This window comes from Streptomyces sp. NPDC006602, from assembly GCF_042870385.1.
Taxonomy (GTDB): Bacteria; Actinomycetota; Actinomycetes; order Streptomycetales; family Streptomycetaceae; genus Streptomyces.
Window position 1 is genome coordinate 208,322 of record NZ_JBIAHG010000011.1, and the last position, 19,533, is coordinate 227,854.

Genomic DNA, 19,533 nt, shown 5'->3' on the forward strand with positions numbered 1-19,533 from the left:
GGGTGCCGGCCGATTTTCATCCGGAGCCCGTCAGCGACGCGTCCTGGTCACCGGTGAGAGCCACGTAGTGGGACCTTCGCCCAACTCAGGCTGCAACCACCGGGAGTTACTTGTCGGCGCGGTAGAGCTTGATGGTCTTGTTCACGAAGAGATGCACGTACCCGCAGCGTTGGCAGATGAGCCCCCTCGCTGTCTCGTCCGCCCACGCCATCTTGAAGAACTCCAGACCGACGCTGTTGAGCATCACGTCCCGCTCCCGGAACAGGTCGCCGCGGCAGACCTGACAGGTGATCCAGACACCCCCGATCGCCGCCCGCACTCGCTTGCGCGCCATGCAGTTCTCCTCACCGTTGCGGTGACCGGCATCAGGAGGAAGACCGGTGCCTGTGCCGGTAGCGACCATGACGCCGGGCGGCGTTGGCCGGGGTGCGCCCGGGCGGTTCGAGCACCGTCCGGGCGCGCTGCGCCGTCGGGCGCCGACGTCAGCCGGTGACCTCGATCTTTCCGTTGGCCTCGGCGGGCGCCGTGGTCGTGGCCTGCGTCCCGCCGGTCCGCCGGGTCATGCCCTTCAGCAGTTCGGCGAGGTCGACTCCGGTGGTGGAGCTGAGGAGTTCCATACCCTGGGCGACGTTGTCGGCGACCGTCCGCGACAGCTGGCTGGCGCCGTCGGTGGAGATGACCGTCATCTTGTCGATGGCGCTGAGCGGCTCGGACGCCTTGGCCACGACCTGGGGCAGGACCTCGACGAGCATCTGCAGCACGGCCGCGTCGCCGTACTGGGCGAACGCATCCGCCTTCTTCTGCATCGCCTCGGCCTCGGCGGCACCCTTCGCACCGATCGCGGCGGCCTCGGCCTCGCCCTCGATACGGACCGCGTCGGCGAGCGCGGCGCGGTGTGCCTTCTCGCCCTCACCGGTCAGCCGGGAGCGCTGGGCGTCGGCCTCGGCCTGCTTGACCAGGGCGATGCGACGGGCCTCGGCCTCCTGCTCGGCCTGGTAGCGGGCGGCGTCGGCGGGCTTGCGGACCTTGGTGTCCAATTCCCGGTCGGTCAGCGCGGCCTGCCGTTCGGCGACCTTCTCCTGTTCGGCGAGGACCTCCTGGCTGCGGGCAGCCTCGGCCAGCGGTCCCGCGGCAGCGGCCCGGGCAGCGGCCTCGTCCGTCTCGGCCTTGATCTCGGCCTGCTTCAACGCGAACGTCCGCTGCGCGATCGCGATCTCCTCCTCGGCCTTCAGCCGCGCCTGCTCGGCAGCCCGCCGGGCGACCGCCTCGGCGATGTCGGCCTCCTGCTTGGCGCGGGCGGCCTCCGGGCGGCCGAGGTCCTCCAGGTAGGAGCCCTCGGTGCTGATGTCCTGGATCTGGAAGGCGTCAAGGACCAGGCCCTGCCCGGACAGGCTGGCCTCGGCCTCCTCGGCGACCTGACCGGCGAATGCGGCGCGGTCGCGGATGATGTCCTCCACCGACATCCTGCCGACGATGGCGCGCAGCGCGCCGGAGAGCACTTCCTGGGTGAAGCCGACGATGCCGTCCTGCTGCATCAAGAACCGCTGGGCCGCGGCGCGGATGGAGTCCTCGCTGCCGCCGACCTTGACGATGGCGACGCCTTCCAGGTGGGCCTTGACCCCGCGCAGGGTGACGGCGCCGCGCACCGCGACAGGGATGTGCCGTGAGGAGAGGTCGAGAGTGAACTTCTGCTGGACGAACGGCACGACGAACACGCCGCCGCCGACCACGACCTTCTGCCCGCTGTTGTCGGTGAAGATCCGGCCGGTCTCCGGATCGGTGGCTTTCTTGCCGCGCCGCCCGGTGACGATGAACGCCTCACTGGGACCGGCCACCTTGTAACGCGTGACCACGACCAGTGCCAGCAGGACCAGGAGTACGACGACTCCCACGACCGCGACGAGGACAGGACTCATGACTATGCCCCTCTTTGAAACCCAGCCCCCTGTATGCGGGGCGGAACGAAAAACAACAACGACGAACGGACGATGACTCAGCGGTCGACCGGGCGTACCGCCACGGAGGTCGCCGAGAGGGCTTGTTCGACCCACACCTCGGTACCGCGCTCGACGGGGCCGGCGCCTTTCGCCGCGTACTTCACCGGCTGGCCCGCCAGGTACACCAGCACCTCGCCGTAGCCGTCGGCCGGGATCGGCGTGACCACGGAACCGGACGTTCCCACCAGGTCCGTACCGCGCGGGCTTGTGCCGGGTTCCTCCCGCATCAGGGCCCGGCTGAGGCGCCAGGTCAGCCAGCCCGCCCCGACTCCCACGCCCGCCCCCACCACGGCCGCGCCACCGGCCCCGAGACTCGTGGTGCCGAGCACGATCGCCCCGCCGAAGCCGAGCATCGAGACGAACCCGGCGATCACCGGAAGCGACAGCAGCCCGTCGAACAGCCCCTCCAACGCGCCGACGCCGTCGAAGAGCCCTTCAAGGAGGCCGTCGAAGACGAGCGCGAGCACCAGCAGGAGGAGACCCGCGATGCCGAGACCCAGAAACAGAGTCACGGAACTTCACCTCCCGGCTGTCGTCCGCGCCACGCCAGGGGATGGTCTCACGCGCCGACTACTGCGGTCATTGCCGGATTACGGCAGTCTTTACGCGCTTTTGATGCCTGACCCAAGCGTCTGCGGACCCCGTCCCAAACAGCGGCCGACGGCTGAGGAGTCGGCCGGGCCCTGGCGTCGCGGCGAGCACCACAGGTCCTGGCGCGCGCAAGGACTTGGCGATGGTGTGCGCCCTTCGCCGCCGTCCGCTCAGATGTTGGATGCGAACACCTCGGCGATCAGGAACGGGGCGGCGGGCAGGGCCAGGCGCTCGCACACCAGCAGCGTCACCGGGACGATGAGCAGGACCGTGGTGACGTTGTCGAGCAGCGCCGAGGCCACCGCCGTGATCACGATGAGCATGACCATCACGCGGAAGGGTCTGGCCTGTGCCCGCTTCACCGCCCAGATGGCCAGGTACTCGAACAGTCCGGTCTTCTTCAGTACGCCGACGATCATCATCATGCCCATGAGCAGGAAGATGACGTTCCAGTCGACGCCACTGTGCTCGGAGAAGAAGGCCGACTTGTCGTCGGTCGCTCCGATCGCGAGCATCAGCGCGGCACCGCCGAGGGCCGCGCCCACGCGGTGGATCTTCTCGCTGATGATCAGACCGTACGTCGCGACGAAGACGACGATCGCCGCCCAGCTCTGCCAGCCGTTCACGTTCCTCCGATGAGTCGTTCCATCAGGCTGGCGGCCGTCACCGCGCCGACCAGCCAGGTCTGGTCGCCGTCGCGCTCGACGACGGTGACCAGCGGGGTGTGCGTGCGCGCCATGAGAGCTGCGATGTGCAGGACACTGGCGTCCGGCTCGACCGTCGACGGCCGGAACCGGTGGCGCGGCAGCCTCCCCCACTCTCGGCTTCGCTCGAGCGGGGGGACCCCCATCGCGACCGTGAGCCCGACGAGCCTGTCAGGTACTTCGTCGAGGTCCCGGTCGTCGAACCCGGCCGCGGGCGGCGGATCCTGCAGTGGGCACTCGGGCACGAGCCGTCCGACGAGCTGCGATCCGGGCACGACGGCGTACGGCTGGTCGTCACCGTCGACGACCAGCAGTGCGGGCAGCTTGTGCTCGGCCAGCAGCAGGGCCGCATCGGTGGCGGCGTCGTCGGTGGACACGTACGGGTAGGGCTCGGCGAGTTCATGCGCCAACACGGCCGAACCACGCTCTCATCTCAAGCCGCCGCGCTCAGCGTCGAACTGGATCACGAGTTGTCCCTTGCTCGGCTGTATAACGTCATGCACAGTTCTTCGTAGGTGAATAGCTTGTCAACGCCTCAGTGCTGATCCGAGGTAACGGATGGCCAAGAGGCAAGATCGGGTATCCGGACTGGGGAGGTTTTGGGCTTGATGTCGTCTCGGATCGTGGACGCACCGTGGACCGCGGGCTCTGGTCTTGTCGTCCTCGACGGGGTCGCTCTCGGCGTCGCGGACGTCGTGCGCCTCGCCGACGGGGCCGCCCGGCCGGTCCCGGGCAGCGAGGCGGTGCGCCGCGTCGAGGAATCCTGGGACGCCGCCCGCCGGATCGCCGCGACCGGACGCGTCTACGGCCGCTCCACCGGCGTCGGCGCCAACCGGAACGAGGACGTGCCCACCGAGGCGGCCGCCGAGCACGGTCTGCGGCTGCTGCGCAGCCACGCCGGCGCCATCGGCGAGGAACTCCCTGCCCGGCAGGTGCGGGCGATGCTCGCCGTCCGCGCCAACCAGCTGCTGGCGGGCGGCGCCGGCCTGAGACCCACCGTCGTCACGGCTCTGTGCGAGGCGCTGGAGAGCGGGGCGTATCCCGTCGTCAACGAGTTCGGGTCCGTCGGCACCGGGGACATCGCCGCCCTCGCCCAGGCCGGTCTCGCGCTGGCCGGGGAACACCCCTGGCGGGGAGCGGGCGCCCCCGAGGCCCAGCCCCTCGACAACAACGACGCCCTGGCCTTCATCAGCAGCAACGCCCTCACCCTCGGGCAGTCCGCCCTCGCCCTGCACGAACTGCGCGGACTGATCGAGGCCACCCAGGTCGTCGGCGCCCTCTCTCTGCTCGCCGTCGACGGCTCCCACGAGGCGTACGCCGCGCCCGTGCACGCCGCCCGCCCGCACCGCGGCTCCAGCGAGGTCGCCCGCCGGATGCGGGAGTTGGTCGGCGCCGCGGACCGGCCGACCCCGCCGCTCGGCCGCATCCAGGACCCGTACGGCTTCCGCTGCCTGCCCCAGATCCACGGCCCGGCCCACGACGCGGCCGACGCCCTGGAGGGGGTCCTCGAGATAGAGATCAACGCGGCCGCCGAGAACCCCCTGATCTGTCCCGAGGACCTGGCCGCCTACCACCATGGCGGCTTCTACCAGGCCCAACTCGCCCTCGCCCTCGACCACTTCCGGCTGGCGATGACCCAGGTGGCGCGGCTGTCGACGTCCCGGCTGTCGTCCCTGAACGAGCCCGGGTTCACCAGGCTGCGGCCCTTCCTCGCCGACCAGGAGCCCGCCTCCTCCGGCGTCATGATCCTGGAGTACGCCGCCGGCGCCGCCCTCGGTGACGTGCGGGCCTTCTCCGCGCCCGCCTCCCTGGGCCACGCTGTACTCTCCCGAGGCGTCGAGGAACAGGCCAGCTTCGCCTCGCTCGCCGCACGTCAGACACTGCGCGTGTGCGGCGCGTACCGTCTGGTCGTCGGCTGCGAACTCGTCGCCGCCGTACGGGCGCTGCGCCAGCGCGACCTGAGGCCCGACCCGGACCTTCCGGTGGGCCGCGCGCAGGAGCTCGCCGAGTCGGTGCTCGACGAGGACCCGACCGACCGGCCGCTCACGGACGACGTGACGGCGGCGGCCGCACTGCTGGACCGGTTCACGGACATCTGGAGGGGGAGCGAGTCATGAGCGCGGACACGGAGACGGGCGCGGTGGGCACGGAGACGGGTACGGGCGCGGTTGTGCCGGACAGGAGTGTGGCCGTGCCGGACAGTCCCGCCGCGCGGTTGCAGGCATTGTTCGAGGGGCACCGTCTGACGCCGACCCAGCGGCGCATCGCGCACAGCATGGTGCGGCGGGCCGCCGACGTGCCGTTCCTCTCCAGCGTGGAGCTGGCCGAGCTGGCCGGGGTCAGCCAGCCCTCCGTCACCCGCTTCGCGGTGGCCCTCGGCTTCGACGGCTACCCCGCCCTGCGCAGGCACCTGCGCGAGGTCGCGCCCAGCGAGCAGACGGCGGCCTCCGCGTCCTACAACGAGTACCAGCAGGCCGTCGAGGCCGAGATCGAGAACCTGCGGCATCTCGCGGAGGTGCTGGCCGACCCGCGGCCCGTGCAGAAGGCGGGACGGCTCCTCGCGGCCTCGCGCCCGCTTCCCGTGCTCGGGCTGCGGGCAGCGGCCTCGCAGGCGTACGGCTTCGCGTACTTCGCCGCCAAGGTCCATCCGGACGTACGGCTGCTCAACGAGGGCGGCACGATGATCCACGACCGGATCGACGCCGCCGTACGTGCCGGCGCCTCGACCCTGCTGTGCTTCGCGCTGCCCCGGCATCCGCGCGAGGTCGTGGACACCCTGGCGTACGCCAGGGAGGCGGGCCTGACGGTCGTCAGCGTCGCGGACTCGGCCTTCGCACCGGTCGCCAAGGTGTCCGACCTGCTGCTGCCGGCCGCCGTCGGCACCGGGCTCGCCTTCGACACGGCCTGTGCGCCGATGCTGCTCGGCCGAGTCCTGCTGGAGGCGATGTGCGACGACCTGCCGGACGCGCAGGCACGGCTGGAGGAGTTCGACGCGCGGGCGGCGGCGCGGGGGCTGTTCGTGGAATGAGGTGCGGGTCGTTCCAAGACGCTGCGGGTCGTTCTAAGACGCGTCTCACGTTCGCTCGCTAATCTGTGCGACCAGAAAATCGTGCTGAGGCGACGAGGAGGCGGATCGTGTCACGCGGAGGTCGCGAGGGTCGCGGTGGAGGTCGCGAGGGTCGCGGAGGTCAAGGTCTGGCTCGGGTGGCCGTGGTGGTCCGGGCCGGAGCCGCGCCGATGTGGTGGCTCGGTGTGTTCGCGGCGGGCGTCGGCGTACTGGTGCCGGGTATCACGGGCCGGCGGATCGGGGTGATGGCCGGGGCCGCCCTGTTCATCATCGCGGCGGTCGTGGTGGCGTACCGCGGACGCAGGCGGTACGGCGTGCTGGCGCGCTCGGCCGTGCGCGCCGGGAAGCACGACGTGCTCCAGGACCGTGCGGTGAGCGCGCGCAACTGGCGCCGGGGACACCGCTGGTGGCTGCTGCTCGCGTGGGTCGTCGCGCTGGGCAGCTCGTTCGCCGTGCCCGCCGCGGGCGGCATGCTGCTCGCCGGCTGCGGTACGGGGCTGCGGCTGAAGGCCGCCTGGCTCGGGCGGCGCGAGCGGGCCGAGGACGCGCTGCTGTGGGTGCGCGTCGACTGGCTCGCCGAGAACGGCGGCAGTCCGGCCGGCAAGACGGTCAAGGCCTACCGCAGCACGGGGATCGCGGCGGGCGACGCGGCCCCGGGTGGAGCCCGCCGCCGCACCGCGGCCCTCGTCTAGCGGACTGTCAGACCTCCAGGTCTTCTTCGATCTTCTTCAGCTGGTGGCGGGCCATCGCCAGGTTGGCCCGCTTGGCGTCCAGGACCAGGTAGAGGAAGAGACCGTTGCCGCCGCGTCCGCTGATCAGGCGGATCAGGTGGTATTGGTCGGTCAGCGTGATCAGGATGTCCTCGATCTGGGCCTTGAGCCCGAGGTGCTCCATGGTGCGCATCTTGGAGCGGACCACGTCGGTGTTGCCGGCGGCGGCGACATTGAGGTCGAAGCTCTTGCCGCCGCCCAGGGTGCCCAGCGCCATACCGCTGGTGTAGTCGACGAGTGCGACGCCGGTGGCGCCCTCGATGGAGGCGAGCGCTTCTTTGAGTGCGGTTTCGGTGTTGGTCATGACTGTTCCCTCGGTTCCTCTCAACTTTCGGTGGTGGTGCGGGGGTTGGTGGTCGTAGTGGGGCGCGGTGTGCGCGGGGTTCTGCTCCGCGCGGGGGTGGCGGTCTTGGCGGATGTCTTCGCGGCGGGCTTGGTGGGGGTGACCGCGCCGACCGGGGTGGCCTCGGCTGCCTGGGGTGCCGCCGCGGCGTCGACGAGTTCGCCGATACGGGCGCCCGCCCGCCGGCCCTCCAGGTGCAGGCGGCCCACGTTGACGCGGTCCTGGGCGAGCAACGTCAGGACGGCACCGCGGCCCGCCGCGTATGTCGCCACACAGCCGTAGACCCCGCGCACGAGCAGCTCGCGGAAGTCCCCCTGCCCGCTCGCCTCGGCCAGTTGCGCGGCGAGGCCGCGGGCGGTGGTGGTGAGCGCGGCCAGGTTCTCCGGGTCGATGCCGGGGGTGTCCTGGGCGAGGACGAGACCGTCGGCGCCGGTCGCGAGAGCACCGGTGAGCTGGGGCACGCGTGCTCTGAGCCGGCGCAACTCCTCCAGGATGTCGGCCTCCGCTGCCATCAGCCTTCTCCTCTCGGCGCGGGTCCGCTGCTGTTGCCGTTGTCGTTCAAAGGGCCTCCAGCGCATCCCTGAGCCTTTTCAGCAGCGTGATGTGGGGGTCGGTGATGTCGGTGGGGATGCCCGCGAAGGGGTCCGGTGCTTCTGGTGCTTCCCGTGTCTCGGGTGCTTGAGGTGTGCCGGCCGCTTCGACCGGGGCCGGTCGGGCGGCGCGGCGGTCGTGGCGGGGCGATACGACACCGGCCGCCGCCAGCCGCCGTATGTCCACCAGCGTGTGGAACGCCGGGCGGCCCAGTTCACGGGCGATGTCCGTCGCCGTGCGTACGACGGCCGGCTCGGCCAGAACCGCCAGGACGGCCCGCTGGCGGGAGGTGGGCGCCGGGAGTGCGGCGCGGTGCGTCCGGGTCAGCGGGGCCTCGTCGGTCGTCGGGTCGGGCCAGATGCGGTGCAGGAGGTCTCGGCGGCGCAGGGTCTCGCGCTCCAGGGCGGCCACGGGCATGGGGCACCCGCAAGCGGGCCCGGGCCCCGTATCCGCTTCCGTGCCGTAGCGGAAGCGGCCCGGCGTGCTGCTGGGCGCGAGGGCGAAGTACGCGGCGTCGTACAGCGCGGTCAGCCGGCACAGCTCCAGCGCACCCGGGGTGAGGTGGCCGTCGTCGACCAGGAGGTGGCCGGCGCGGTGCCGGTCGCCGGTCTCGGCCAGCGCCTGCCGCCAGGTGCCGGCGTCGAGGGTGCCGTGGGCGGTGAGCAGGACGTCCAGACCGGGGGCCGCTGGGCTGTCGGCGTGCACCACCCGGCCCTCGGCGAGACAGAGCGTGCCGCGCTCGCGGACCAGGACGCCGGTGGCCCGCTCGTCGGCCAGCCGGGCCAGCATCGGCGAGACGCCGCCCCAGCCCCGGTTCCGGGCCGCCACCTTGTCCCGCACCGGCAGCCGGGGCGGCGGGGTGGTCTGCACGGCGGTCATCCCAGCACCAGCCGTCCGGCCATCTCGCCGAGCCGGATGCGGGCCAGCGCGAGGTTGCCGTCCGCGCGGGCCAGCCACAGGTGCAGACACACGCTGCTGTCGAAGGACGTCCGCACGAACCGCAGCACGTGATAGCTGTCCCGGTTGCTGATGATCAGGTCCTCAACGGGCGGATCGGCACCGTCGTCGTGCCCTGCTTCCCCTTCCTCGCCGGGGTCGGCTGCGAAGGCGTGCTGCTCGGCGGCGAGCCGGGCGAGCTCCGCGGCCTCCACCGCGGCCGCCTCCTGGTCGCCGCCCGGAGCCTCCCCGACGGCGCCCAGGGCCAGCCCGCTCGTCCAGTCGACCAGTGCGGCACCCCGGGCACCGGGCAGTCGCATGGCTTCGAGCAGGCACTCGTCTATTCCGGGCACCGTGGCTTCCCCTCCCGCCTCGGGTTCGGCTGAGTGACGCCGAAGCTACGCAACGTGTGCGTGAGGGGTGAGGATTTTGGCATTTTCCGGTGGAACATGCGGCGAGTGACTAGGGTGGGTCAACTGGCCTGGTCTCGATACCGGTTGATCACCAGAGGGTACCGGAGTGCCTCAACCGTGCCCGGGCGTGCGGAGGCTGGTGAGCGCCGCGGCGTGCGCCCCTCCCGACTCGGCCACGATCTCCTCGACGGTCTGGGCCTCCCGCACGGTCGCGAACGCGGTGCCTCCCGCCCCGTCCGGCGCGAAGCCGTAGACCGCGGGCCGGGCGAGGGAGTTGTACGCGTAGTGGTGCGCGAAGTAGTACGCGCCCGTGTCCAGCGCCGCCGCGTAGTCGCCCTGTTCGAGGAGCGGCAGCCCATACCCCTGGGCGAGCAGATCGCCCGCGAAGCACGCCGGCCCGGCGACGTCCTGCACCACCTCGGGCCCTTCCTTCGGCCGCCCCTTGCCGTCGTACCCGGCGATCCTGAGCGGCCACGCCCCCGGCGCGTACACCGTCCGCGTCGCCACCTGCACGCCCGCGTGCGTCACCGCGACCGGCCGCCCGCCCGCGCTCTTGGCGTACTCGACCCGCGCCACCACCGTCCCGTGTTTCGCCAGCAGCGACCGCCCGAACTCGGTCACCAGCCCGTAGCGTCCGTCGAACAGTCCCGGCACGGCTTGCTTCAGCACGCACGCGTAGTCCGCGTACGTCGGTGACGTCGCGTCCGACCCGAAGTTCACCGGCAGCCCGCCGCCGATGTCGATCGTGTCGATCTGCGGACGCCCGATCCGCCGGTTGATCTCCTCCGCGAGCGCGTACGTGGCAGCCACGCCCTCGGCCATCAGGGAGAGCGGGACGCCCTGCGACCCCGTGTGCGCGTGCAGCCGGGACAGCCAAGGGCGCTCGGCGTATGCCCGCACCACCCATTCACGCGCCCCCTCGTCCCGCAGCGCCACCCCGAACTTCGAGGTCGCCGTGGCAGTGGAGAGGGCTTCGATGGCCCCCGCCCCGACCTGCGGGTTCACCCGGATCCCGAGGGGGGAGCGGCTGGCCGCCGACCTCATCAGAGCGTCGATGCGGTACAGCTCCTGCGGGTTGTCGGTGTTGACGGCGATCCCCAGCGCCAGCGCCTCCCGCAGCTCGGCCGGCGTCTTCGCGGGCGAGTCCAGTACCGTCCGGCCCGGTGGCAGCCCCGCCGCCCGCGCCAGCGCCAGCTCGCCCGGGCTCGCCACCTCCGCGCCGATGCCCTCCTCCCGCAGCAGCCGTAGCACCGGCACCAGCGGGGTCGCCTTCACCGCGAAGGCGTGCAGCACGGGCGTGCCCGGCGCGATGACCTCGTCGAAGGCCTGCCGCAGGGCCGCGGCCGACTCCCGGATGCCGGTGACGTCCAGCAGGCCGACGATGGGGGTGCCGGGTCCGAGCAGCCCCTGCTCCACGGCCGCGCGCACCGCGTCGTCCCGGCGGACGACCCGTTCCCCGCCGGTGTCGCCGCCCAGCTCCCCCGCGTTGCTGTTGCCCTTGTCCACAGCTTCCCCCGTCCCGTCGTTTCGTGCGCCCATGAGTCCAGCGAAACATCCGTGCCCCACCAACACCGACGCGGGAACGTATTGACTAGTTCTATTCAGGAAGTCAGGATGTGAATATCGGCAGTAAGAAATTCGCTGGGAGCAATCCACCAGGAGCCAGGAGGCAGACCATGTCAGGACCCCGCCCCGTACGAGCACCGCGCGGTACGGAACTGAGCGCCCTGGGATGGCAGCAGGAAGCCGCACTGCGGATGCTGCAGAACAACCTCGACCCGGAGGTCGCCGAGCACCCCGACCAGCTCGTCGTCTACGGCGGCACGGGCAAGGCGGCCCGCGACTGGCGCTCCTTCGACGCCATGGTCCGCACACTGCGCACCCTCAAGCAGGACGAGACGATGCTCGTCCAGTCCGGCCGCCCCGTCGGCGTCATGCAGACCCACGAGTGGGCCCCGCGTGTCCTCATCGCCAACTCGAACCTGGTGGGGGACTGGGCGAACTGGGAGGAGTTCCGCCGCCTGGAGGCCCTCGGCCTGACCATGTACGGGCAGATGACCGCCGGTTCCTGGATCTACATCGGAACCCAGGGCATCCTCCAGGGCACCTACGAGACCTTCGCCGCCGTCGCCGCGAAGAAGTTCGGTGGCTCCCTCGCCGGGACGATCACGCTCACCGCCGGCCTCGGCGGCATGGGCGGCGCCCAGCCGCTCGCCGTCACCATGAACGACGGCGTCGCGATCTGTATCGACTGCGACCCGCGTGCCATCGAGCGCCGCATCGAGCACCGCTACCTCGATGTGAAGGCCGACTCCCTGGAGCACGCCCTCCAGCTCGCCGTCGAGGCCCGCGACGCCCGCCGCCCCCTGTCCATCGGCCTGCTCGGCAACGCCGCCGAGCTGCTCCCGCGCATGCTCGCCGAGGGCGCTCCCGTCGACATCGTCACCGACCAGACCTCGGCGCACGACCCGCTGGCGTACCTGCCGGTGGGCGTCGACTTCGACGACATGGCGTCGGCCGCGGCCAAGGACCCGGCCGGCTTCACCACCCGCGCGCGTGAGTCGATGGCCCGTCATGTCGAGGCCATGGTCGGCTTCATGGACGCCGGCGCGGAGGTCTTCGACTACGGCAACTCGATCCGCGGCGAGGCCCAACTCGCCGGATACGACCGAGCGTTCGCCTTCCCCGGCTTCGTCCCCGCCTACATCCGCCCCCTGTTCTGCGAAGGCAAGGGCCCCTTCCGCTGGGCGGCGCTGTCCGGCGAGGCCTCCGACATCGCCAAGACCGACAAGGCGATCCTCGACCTCTTCCCCGAGGCTGAGTCCATTCAAAACGCGTCCCTGCACCGCTGGATCAAGATGGCCGGCGAACGCGTCCACTTCCAGGGCCTGCCCGCCCGTATCTGCTGGCTCGGCTACGGCGAGCGCGACAAGGCCGGCGAGCGGTTCAACGACATGGTCGCGAGCGGCGAGCTGGCCGCGCCCCTCGCGATCGGCCGCGACCACCTCGACGCCGGGTCGGTGGCCTCGCCGTACCGCGAGACCGAAGCGATGCTCGACGGTTCGGACGCGATCGCCGACTGGCCGCTGCTGAACGCGATGGTGAACGTCGCCTCAGGTGCGTCCTGGGTGTCCATCCACCACGGTGGCGGCGTCGGCATGGGCCGGTCGATCCACGCCGGGCAGGTGACCGTCGCCGACGGTACGAAGCTGGGCGGGGAGAAGATCCGCCGGGTCCTGACCAACGACCCCGGCATGGGTGTCATCCGCCACGTGGACGCGGGCTACGACATCGCGGAGTCGGCGGCCGAGGAGCGGGGCGTGCGGGTTCCCATGCGCGAGGGTGACGACGCGTGACCTTCCACAGCATGTGGGCGGAGTTGCTGCCGATCGGCCGCAGCTCCGCCTCCGGCGGCTACCGCCGCTTCGCCTGGACCGGGGCCGATGCCGAGTGCCGGGCCTGGTTCAAGGCGCAGGCCGAGGCGCGGGGCCTGACCTGCGAGCTGGACCGGAACGGGAACCAGTGGGCGTGGCTCGGGGATCCGGGTGCCGGGGATGCCGTCGTCACGGGGTCGCATCTTGACTCCGTGCCTGATGGTGGGGCGTTCGACGGGCCCCTCGGGGTCGTGTCCTCCTTCGCCGCGCTCGATGAACTCCGCGCTCGGCAGGTCACGTTCGCCAAGCCCCTCGCCATCGTGAACTTCGGTGACGAGGAGGGGGCCAGGTTCGGGCTTGCCTGTGTCGGGTCGCGGCTTGCCGCCGGGCAGCTCACCGTCGAGCAGGCGCATCGGCTGACCGACGGTGACGGGATCGGGCTGCCGCAGGCCATGGAGGCCGCTGGGTACGACCCCGAGGCCATCGGGCCGGACCCGGAGCGGCTCGCCCGTATCGGCGCCTTCGTCGAGCTGCACGTCGAGCAGGGGCGCGCGCTCGACCTCAGCGGCGACCGGGTCGGCATCGCCAGTGCCATCTGGCCGCACGGACGGTGGCGGTTCGACTTCCGGGGCGAGGCCAACCACGCGGGGACGACCCGGCTGGTCGACCGGCGCGACCCCATGCTGTCGTACGCCGAGACCGTGCTCGCCGCCCGCCGCGAGGCTCAACTCGCCGGTGCCGTCGCCACCTTCGGAAAGATCGTCGTCGAGCCGAACGGCGTCAACGCCATCCCCTCCCTGGTGCGCGGCTGGCTCGACTCCCGCGCCGCCGACCAGGAGTCCCTCGACACCGTCGTGGGCGGGGTGGAGAAGGCCGCCCGTGAGTACGCCGCCGCACACGGCGTCGACCTCGACGTCGTCCGTGAGTCCTTCACGCCCGTCGTCGAGTTCGACCACGCCCTGCGTGACGAGCTCGCCCGCATCCTGGGCAGGGACAACGGCAAGGAGACCGGCAAGGACACCGGGCTGAAGGTCCCCGTCCTGGGTACCGGTGCCGGACACGACGCCGGGATCCTCTCCGGGAGCATCCCGACCGCCATGCTGTTCGTGCGCAACCCCACCGGCGTCTCCCACTCCCCGGCCGAGTACGCGGCGGAGGACGACTGCGTGGCGGGTGTGGTCGCTCTCGCCGACGTATTGGAAGGGCTGGCCTGCAGGTGACGCAGACGGAGCAGACTCGTACGTACTGGCTGGAGCACGCCTGGCTCGGCACCCACGTCGAGCCGGGAGTCGTCGTCGAGGTCACGGACGGGCGCATCACCGCCGTCCGCAGGGACGCCTCCACCCCGCCCCCCGGCGCCGAAACCCTCCGCGGCCTGACCCTCCCGGGCCTGGCGAACGCCCACTCGCACGCCTTCCACCGCGCCCTGCGCGGCACCGTCCAGGTCGGCTCCGGCACCTTCTGGACCTGGCGCGAGGTCATGTATTCCGTCGCCGACCGGCTCACCCCGGAGACCTACCACGCGCTCGCCCGCGCGGTGTACGCGGAGATGGCGCTGGCCGGTGTGACGGCCGTCGGCGAGTTCCACTACCTGCACCACGCCCCGGGCGGCACCCCGTACGCCGACCCGAACGCGATGGGCGAGGCCCTCGTCGACGCCGCCTCCGAAGCCGGTATCCGCATCACCCTCCTCGACACCGCTTACCTTTCCTCCGGCTTCGGACAGCCGCCCAACACCCACCAGCTCCGCTTCTCCGACGGAAGCGCGGACGCCTGGGCGGAACGCTGTTCAGTTCTCAAGGACCGGGATCACGCGCGGATCGGGGCCGCCATCCACTCCGTACGTGCCGTACCCGCGCGGCAGTTGGCGACGGTGGTGCGATGGGCCGAGGAGCGGCGGGCCCCGCTCCATGTGCACCTGTCCGAGCAGACCGCCGAGAACGACGCCTGCCGGGCGGCGCACGACTGCTCGCCGACCCAACTCCTCGCCGAGCACGGGGTGCTGGGCCCGCGCACCACCGGCGTCCACAACACGCACCTCACGGACGAGGACATCGCCCTTCTCGGCGACTCGGGCACCGGCACCTGCATGTGCCCCACGACCGAGCGCGACCTGGCCGACGGCATCGGCCCGGCAGCCGCCCTCCAGAAGGCCGGCTCCCCGCTCTCCCTCGGCTCCGACAGCCACGCCGTCATCGACCTGCTCGAAGAGGCACGCGCGATGGAACTCGACGAGCGCCTGCGCACCCGCACCCGCGGTCACTGGACGGCAGCCGCCCTGCTGCGCGCCGCCTCCGCCGACGGCCACGCCGCCCTCGGCTGGGACGAGGCGGGCACCATCGAACCCGGCGCGCTCGCCGACCTCACGACCATCGCGCTCGACTCGGTCAGGACAGCGGGGACGCTGCCCAGGCTCGGCGCCGAGACGGCCGTATTCGCGGCGACGGCAGCGGATGTACGGCACACCATCGTGGGCGGGCGGCACGTCGTACGCGACGGGGCACACACGCTCGTACCGGATGCTCCGCGGGCGCTGGCGGCCGCGGTCGAAGCCCTGCGTTCCTGACCCCCACCGACGCCCACGAGGACACGATGAGCAGCACTGTCATCACCAACATCGCCACGCTGGTCACCAACGACCCCTCCCTAGGTGACGGATCCCCCCTCGGTCTGGTCCAGAACGCGGCCGTCGTCATCGACGGCGACCGCATCGCGTGGACCGGTGAATCAAGCAAAGCACCCGCCACTGACAACCGGGTCGACGCGGGCGGCCGCGCGGTCCTCCCGGGCTTCGTCGACTCCCACTCCCACCTGGTCTTCGCGGGCGACCGGACGGCGGAGTTCAACGCTCGGATGTCGGGGCGCTCGTACACGGCGGGCGGCATCCGTACGACGGTCGCCGCGACCCGAGCGGCGAGCGACGACGACCTCGAACGCAACCTCACCCGCTACCTCGCCGAGGCCCTCCGCCAGGGCACGACCACCTTCGAAACGAAGTCGGGCTACGGCCTGACGGTCGAGGACGAGTCCCGAGCGCTCCGCATCGCCGCCGCCCACACCGACGAGGTCACCTACCTCGGCGCCCACATCGTCTCCCCCGACTACACCGACGACCCCGCCGCGTACGTCGCCCTCGTCACCGGCGAGATGCTCGACGCCTGTGCTGCGTACGCCCGTTGGATCGACGTCTTCTGCGAGAAGGGCGCCTTCGACGGCGACCAGGCCCGCGCGATCCTCACGGCGGGCAAGGCGAAGGGCCTGCACCCGCGCATCCACGCCAACCAGCTGTCATACGGCCCCGGCGTCCAGCTCGCGGTCGAACTGGACGCCGCCAGCGCCGACCACTGCACGCATCTGACGGACGCGGACGTGGACGCGCTGGCGAGCGGCAACACGGTGGCCACCCTGCTCCCCGGCGCGGAGTTCTCCACCCGCGCCGAGTGGCCGAACGCCCGTCGCCTCCTGGACGCCGGCGTCACGGTGGCCCTGTCGACCGACTGCAACCCGGGCTCGTCCTTCACCTCGTCCGTACCCTTCTGCATCGCCGTCGCGGTACGGGACATGGGGATGACGCCGGACGAGGCGGTGTGGTCGGCGACTGCGGGTGGCGCACGGGCGCTGCGCAGGGAGGACGTCGGACGCCTCACGCCGGGGGCGTATGCCGACCTGACTCTCCTCGACGCGCCGAGCCATGTGCATCTCGCCTACCGGCCGGGGGTCCCGCTGGTGAATGGGGTGTGGCGGCGGGGTGTGCGTGAGGTCTGAGCTTCGAACGCATTCCGTCCGACTGCGGCCCTGCTTTCGTGCGTAGCCCCGAAAATCCTGCGACTTACGGCGAGGGGCGGAGTCACCCGGCCCCCGCCCTCCACCGCTGCCCCGCACCCCCGGTCAACGGCTCCAGCGACAGCCCGCCCCCAACCGGCGTCAGCGCTGTCGCGATGGCGATCGTCGGGCGGATCACCCCGTCGTCGTCGACCGTGAACCTGAGGTTGTCGCCGTTGCGGCCCTCCACCGACTCGCACTCCCAGATGCCGACGCCCTTGTCCACGCTGCCCCTGCTGTCGAGGCAGAAGTCGGGGTCGGCGGAGGACTGCAGGACACCGCGGTCGGCGTCGACGCGCCAGCGCTGGGTGGGGGACGCGTCGCATGGGGCGGTGACGACGTCCGTGCGGTTCTCGAAGGGGCCGGAGACGTCCAGGCAGCGGCCCGAGGCGACGTTCACCACTTGGGCGTACGTCCCGCCCGGCGGGCGGAACGGCGACGGGGACGGTGTGGGGCTCGCCGACGCCGTCCTCGTCGGGGTCGGGCTCTTCGTCGCGGAGGGGGAAGGCGAGGGCGACTGGCTGGTCGCCGACGGCGATGGTGTCGCGGAGTCCGTCAACGTGAACGGAGGTGGGCCTGACGGGGTCGGAACGGCCGTGCCCGCCGACTCCTGCGGCGCCGAACCCCCCTGCGTCAGCAGGACCACCAACAGCGGTATCACGGCCACGCCCAGTGCCGCCGACGTCATCACCCATCGGCGGGTCGGCTGCCGAGTGTCGGAGAGGCTATGGGACTCCACGCTTCGGGGCCGTTCCTCGCGCGCCGCATACGCCGTCCCCGCCCAGGGCAGCAGCCCCTCCGCCAACACCGTCCGCGGGGCGTCCCGCAAGGCGGACAGTTCCTCGTACGCCGCCGTGCAGTGCGCGCAGTGCGCCATGTGGGCGTGCAGGTCGGGACTCTCACGCGGGCTGTCCGGTCGTACGGCCTCCTCGATGAGCCGCCGGAAGTCGCCGCAGCGAGGATCCTCGGAGGCGGCGAGGCGGGCGCGCAGGCAGGCCGTGGCCATGGACTGGAGCGCCTGGTCCGTGCCGTATCTCACGTCCTCGCGCGTGATGCCCAGGTAGGCGGCCGTTCTCTCCGGCGGTTCCTGCTCCAGCACCCCGTACCAGACCAGCCCCTGTGCCTGGGACGGCAGCGTCTGGAACGGGGCGAGGAGGGGTGGGGTCGAGCCGTCCGCACCCGTCGTGTTCAGGACCAGCAGCAGGCTCGCGTCGAGGCCGGCCGCGCGTTCGTCCGTGGACCAGGACGCCGCCACCCGTCCGGTCAGCAGCAGGAGGCGGTGCCGCCACGGGACGCCGGGGTCGATGCCGCGGGCCGTCTCCCGGGCCGCGAGGGTGAAGACCGCCGCGGACAGCTGCCGTGCGACGGAGTCGCTGGTCGCGCACAGGCGGGCGTAGGCGAGGACCGGCGTGTGGTGGCGGGCGCGGAGTTCCTGGAGGGCCAGGTACGCGGTCGTCGTGTCGGCCCGCAGCAGTTCGGTGAGGCGCGCGTCGGAGGCGGCCGCGTACGGGCCGCTCCCGCTCGCGTCGCCCACGTCACCGTCGATCCCGTCGGCCCCAGCCATCCACCCGCCTCCTCGCCCCCGCGAAGCCCACCCAAGTCATCTCAAGCCGCCCCAAGCACAGCCGTCCTGACGTACCAGCCAGTCTGTGAAGCGTGCCCATAGTGGTGGACGAGGCCCCGTGAGGAAAGGGGTTCCCCTGGGTAACCGCAAGCTTTCGGCCGACGAAACGAGACAACCGCGACCCGGCCCGCACCGGGCCGGGTCGCCACGTCGTCACCGTCGGCGGGCGCTCGCGGTCACTCCTCGACGGTCAGCCCCTTGCGCAGCCGTACCAGCGTCCGCGACAGCAGTCGGGACACGTGCATCTGCGAGATGCCGAGTTCGTCGCCGATCTCGGACTGGGTCATGCCCGCGACGAAGCGCAGGGAGAGGATCGTGCGGTCGCGGGAGGGGAGTTCGGCGATGAGCGGCTTCAGCGACTCGACGTACTCGATGCCTTCGAGGCCGTTGTCCTCGTAGCCGATGCGGTCGGCGAGGGCGCCTTCGGAGTCGTCCTCCTCGGGCTGGGCGTCCAGGGAGGAGGCGGTGTACGCGTTCGAGGCTGCCATGCCCTCGACGACCTCGTCCTTCGAGAGGCCCAGGCGCTCCGCGAGTTCGCCCACCGTGGGCGCGCGGTCGAGCTTCTGGGCCAGCTCGTCGCCGGCCTTGGCCAGGTCGAGCCGGAGTTCCTGAAGCCGGCGCGGTACGCGCACGGACCACGACGTGTCGCGGAAGAAGCGCTTGATCTCGCCGACGATGGTTGGCATCGCGAAGGTGGGGAACTCCACTCCGCGGCTGAGTTCGAAGCGGTCGATCGCCTTGATCAGGCCGATCGTGCCGACCTGGATGATGTCCTCCATCGGCTCACTGCGGGAGCGGAAGCGGGAGGCGGCGAACTTGACCAGGGCGAGGTTGAGTTCGACGAGCGTGTTGCGGACGTACGAGTACTCGTGGGTGCCCTCCTCCAGCGACTCCAGGCGCGCGAAGAGGGTTTTGGACAGGGCCCGTGCGTCCACCGGCCCCACCTCGTCATAAGGGGGGATGTCCGGGAGTCCTGCGAGTACGTCGTCCTGCCCGATGGGATCCAGATGTTCCGGGGGAGATGCCGACGTCGCCTCATGGGTATGCGATGCGTCGAGCCGGGGTGACATGATGTCCTCCATCGTTCTCGGCATAAGGCTGCCGAAGCCAGTTCGTGCACTGCGGTGTGCGGCGCCTCCAAAGCCGGCCGTGTCGAGTACGTGTCTCTACTAGCCCTACCCGGTTTCCCGAGGCCACCGCAAGTGCGTCATGTGCGGTTATGTCCGTTTGCGGGGGGTTGTTCGGGTGTCGGAGGATGTGGAGAAGGCGTAGTGTTCGGGGGCGTCAGTCAGCAGCCACGA

Annotated in this window: 18 protein-coding genes and 1 pseudogene; 7 read left to right on the forward strand and 12 right to left on the reverse strand. The window is 71.5% G+C overall.

Features of this window, described 5'->3' with window-relative positions; translation table 11 throughout:
- Positions 1-106: 106 nt before the first annotated feature.
- The 5 genes and pseudogenes from ACFYO2_RS26975 to ACFYO2_RS26995 form a co-directional block, all read right to left on the reverse strand.
- On the reverse strand, positions 107-334 hold the full coding sequence (locus ACFYO2_RS26975; RefSeq protein WP_388354043.1) for a hypothetical protein: 228 nt from the start codon (positions 332-334) through the stop codon (positions 107-109).
- A gap of 148 nt (positions 335-482) precedes the next feature.
- On the reverse strand, positions 483-1,916 hold the full coding sequence (locus ACFYO2_RS26980; RefSeq protein ID WP_388354046.1) for a flotillin family protein: 1,434 nt from the start codon (positions 1,914-1,916) through the stop codon (positions 483-485).
- A 77-nt stretch (positions 1,917-1,993) separates the two neighbouring features.
- Positions 1,994-2,509, reverse strand: coding sequence for a hypothetical protein (locus ACFYO2_RS26985; RefSeq protein WP_388354049.1), 516 nt, complete (start codon positions 2,507-2,509; stop codon positions 1,994-1,996).
- A 252-nt stretch (positions 2,510-2,761) separates the two neighbouring features.
- A pseudogene (locus ACFYO2_RS26990) lies at positions 2,762-3,214 on the reverse strand (SLC13 family permease); the annotation flags it as partial.
- A complete protein-coding gene (locus tag ACFYO2_RS26995; protein WP_388354052.1) occupies positions 3,211-3,705 on the reverse strand; it encodes a CBS domain-containing protein in 495 nt (164 codons plus the stop codon). The gene ACFYO2_RS26995 and the pseudogene ACFYO2_RS26990, both read right to left, overlap by 4 nt.
- Before the next feature lie 195 nt (positions 3,706-3,900).
- Between ACFYO2_RS26995 and ACFYO2_RS27000 the strand changes: the two genes are divergently transcribed.
- From ACFYO2_RS27000 to ACFYO2_RS27010, 3 genes are all read left to right on the forward strand, one after another.
- A complete protein-coding gene (locus ACFYO2_RS27000; protein WP_388354055.1) occupies positions 3,901-5,409 on the forward strand; it encodes an aromatic amino acid ammonia-lyase in 1,509 nt (502 codons plus the stop codon).
- Positions 5,406-6,320 carry a MurR/RpiR family transcriptional regulator gene (locus tag ACFYO2_RS27005; RefSeq protein WP_388354058.1) on the forward strand — a complete coding sequence of 305 codons (915 nt, stop codon included), beginning with the start codon at positions 5,406-5,408 and terminating at the stop codon, positions 6,318-6,320. Before ACFYO2_RS27000 ends, ACFYO2_RS27005 begins: the two co-directional genes overlap by 4 nt.
- 176 nt (positions 6,321-6,496) lie before the next feature.
- Positions 6,497-7,051: a hypothetical protein gene (locus ACFYO2_RS27010; RefSeq protein ID WP_388354060.1), complete on the forward strand. Its 555-nt coding sequence runs from the start codon at positions 6,497-6,499 to the stop codon at positions 7,049-7,051.
- A gap of 7 nt (positions 7,052-7,058) precedes the next feature.
- Here ACFYO2_RS27010 and ACFYO2_RS27015 read toward each other — a convergent pair whose 3' ends face one another.
- The 5 genes from ACFYO2_RS27015 to ACFYO2_RS27035 form a co-directional block, all read right to left on the reverse strand.
- Positions 7,059-7,433 (reverse strand): hypothetical protein, encoded by a 375-nt coding sequence (locus tag ACFYO2_RS27015; RefSeq protein WP_388354063.1) that lies wholly within the window; start codon positions 7,431-7,433, stop codon positions 7,059-7,061.
- Between the two features lie 20 nt (positions 7,434-7,453).
- On the reverse strand, positions 7,454-7,984 hold the full coding sequence (locus ACFYO2_RS27020; protein ID WP_388354065.1) for a roadblock/LC7 domain-containing protein: 531 nt from the start codon (positions 7,982-7,984) through the stop codon (positions 7,454-7,456).
- A gap of 46 nt (positions 7,985-8,030) precedes the next feature.
- Complete coding sequence (locus ACFYO2_RS27025) at positions 8,031-8,942, reverse strand: hypothetical protein (RefSeq protein WP_388354067.1); 912 nt, start codon at positions 8,940-8,942, stop codon at positions 8,031-8,033.
- The gene (locus ACFYO2_RS27030) at positions 8,939-9,352 is read right to left on the reverse strand and encodes a hypothetical protein (protein WP_388354069.1); all 414 of its coding nucleotides are present in this window, start codon (positions 9,350-9,352) and stop codon (positions 8,939-8,941) included. The genes ACFYO2_RS27025 and ACFYO2_RS27030 overlap by 4 nt, the downstream gene beginning before the upstream one ends.
- 171 nt (positions 9,353-9,523) lie before the next feature.
- The gene (locus ACFYO2_RS27035) at positions 9,524-10,951 is read right to left on the reverse strand and encodes a diaminopimelate decarboxylase (RefSeq protein ID WP_388354071.1); all 1,428 of its coding nucleotides are present in this window, start codon (positions 10,949-10,951) and stop codon (positions 9,524-9,526) included.
- Positions 10,952-11,088: 137 nt separating this feature from the next.
- Between ACFYO2_RS27035 and hutU the strand changes: the two genes are divergently transcribed.
- Genes hutU through hutI form a run of 4 tightly spaced genes read left to right on the forward strand, consistent with a single transcriptional unit; the run spans position 11,089 to position 16,551 of the window.
- Entirely contained in the window at positions 11,089-12,768 is a 1,680-nt protein-coding gene (gene hutU, locus ACFYO2_RS27040; RefSeq protein ID WP_388354073.1) for a urocanate hydratase, read from the forward strand.
- A complete protein-coding gene (locus ACFYO2_RS27045; RefSeq protein ID WP_388354075.1) occupies positions 12,765-14,006 on the forward strand; it encodes an allantoate amidohydrolase in 1,242 nt (413 codons plus the stop codon). The genes hutU and ACFYO2_RS27045 overlap by 4 nt, the downstream gene beginning before the upstream one ends.
- Positions 14,003-15,352, forward strand: coding sequence for a formimidoylglutamate deiminase (locus ACFYO2_RS27050; RefSeq protein WP_388354077.1), 1,350 nt, complete (start codon positions 14,003-14,005; stop codon positions 15,350-15,352). The genes ACFYO2_RS27045 and ACFYO2_RS27050 overlap by 4 nt, the downstream gene beginning before the upstream one ends.
- Before the next feature lie 26 nt (positions 15,353-15,378).
- Positions 15,379-16,551 (forward strand): imidazolonepropionase, encoded by a 1,173-nt coding sequence (hutI, locus tag ACFYO2_RS27055; protein WP_388354079.1) that lies wholly within the window; start codon positions 15,379-15,381, stop codon positions 16,549-16,551.
- A gap of 82 nt (positions 16,552-16,633) precedes the next feature.
- Here hutI and ACFYO2_RS27060 read toward each other — a convergent pair whose 3' ends face one another.
- Both ACFYO2_RS27060 and ACFYO2_RS27065 read right to left on the reverse strand, forming a co-directional pair.
- Positions 16,634-18,172: a ricin-type beta-trefoil lectin domain protein gene (locus ACFYO2_RS27060; RefSeq protein WP_388354081.1), complete on the reverse strand. Its 1,539-nt coding sequence runs from the start codon at positions 18,170-18,172 to the stop codon at positions 16,634-16,636.
- 236 nt (positions 18,173-18,408) lie between these two features.
- A complete protein-coding gene (locus ACFYO2_RS27065; RefSeq protein WP_388354082.1) occupies positions 18,409-19,314 on the reverse strand; it encodes an RNA polymerase sigma factor SigF in 906 nt (301 codons plus the stop codon).
- Between the last annotated feature and the right edge of the window lie 219 nt (positions 19,315-19,533).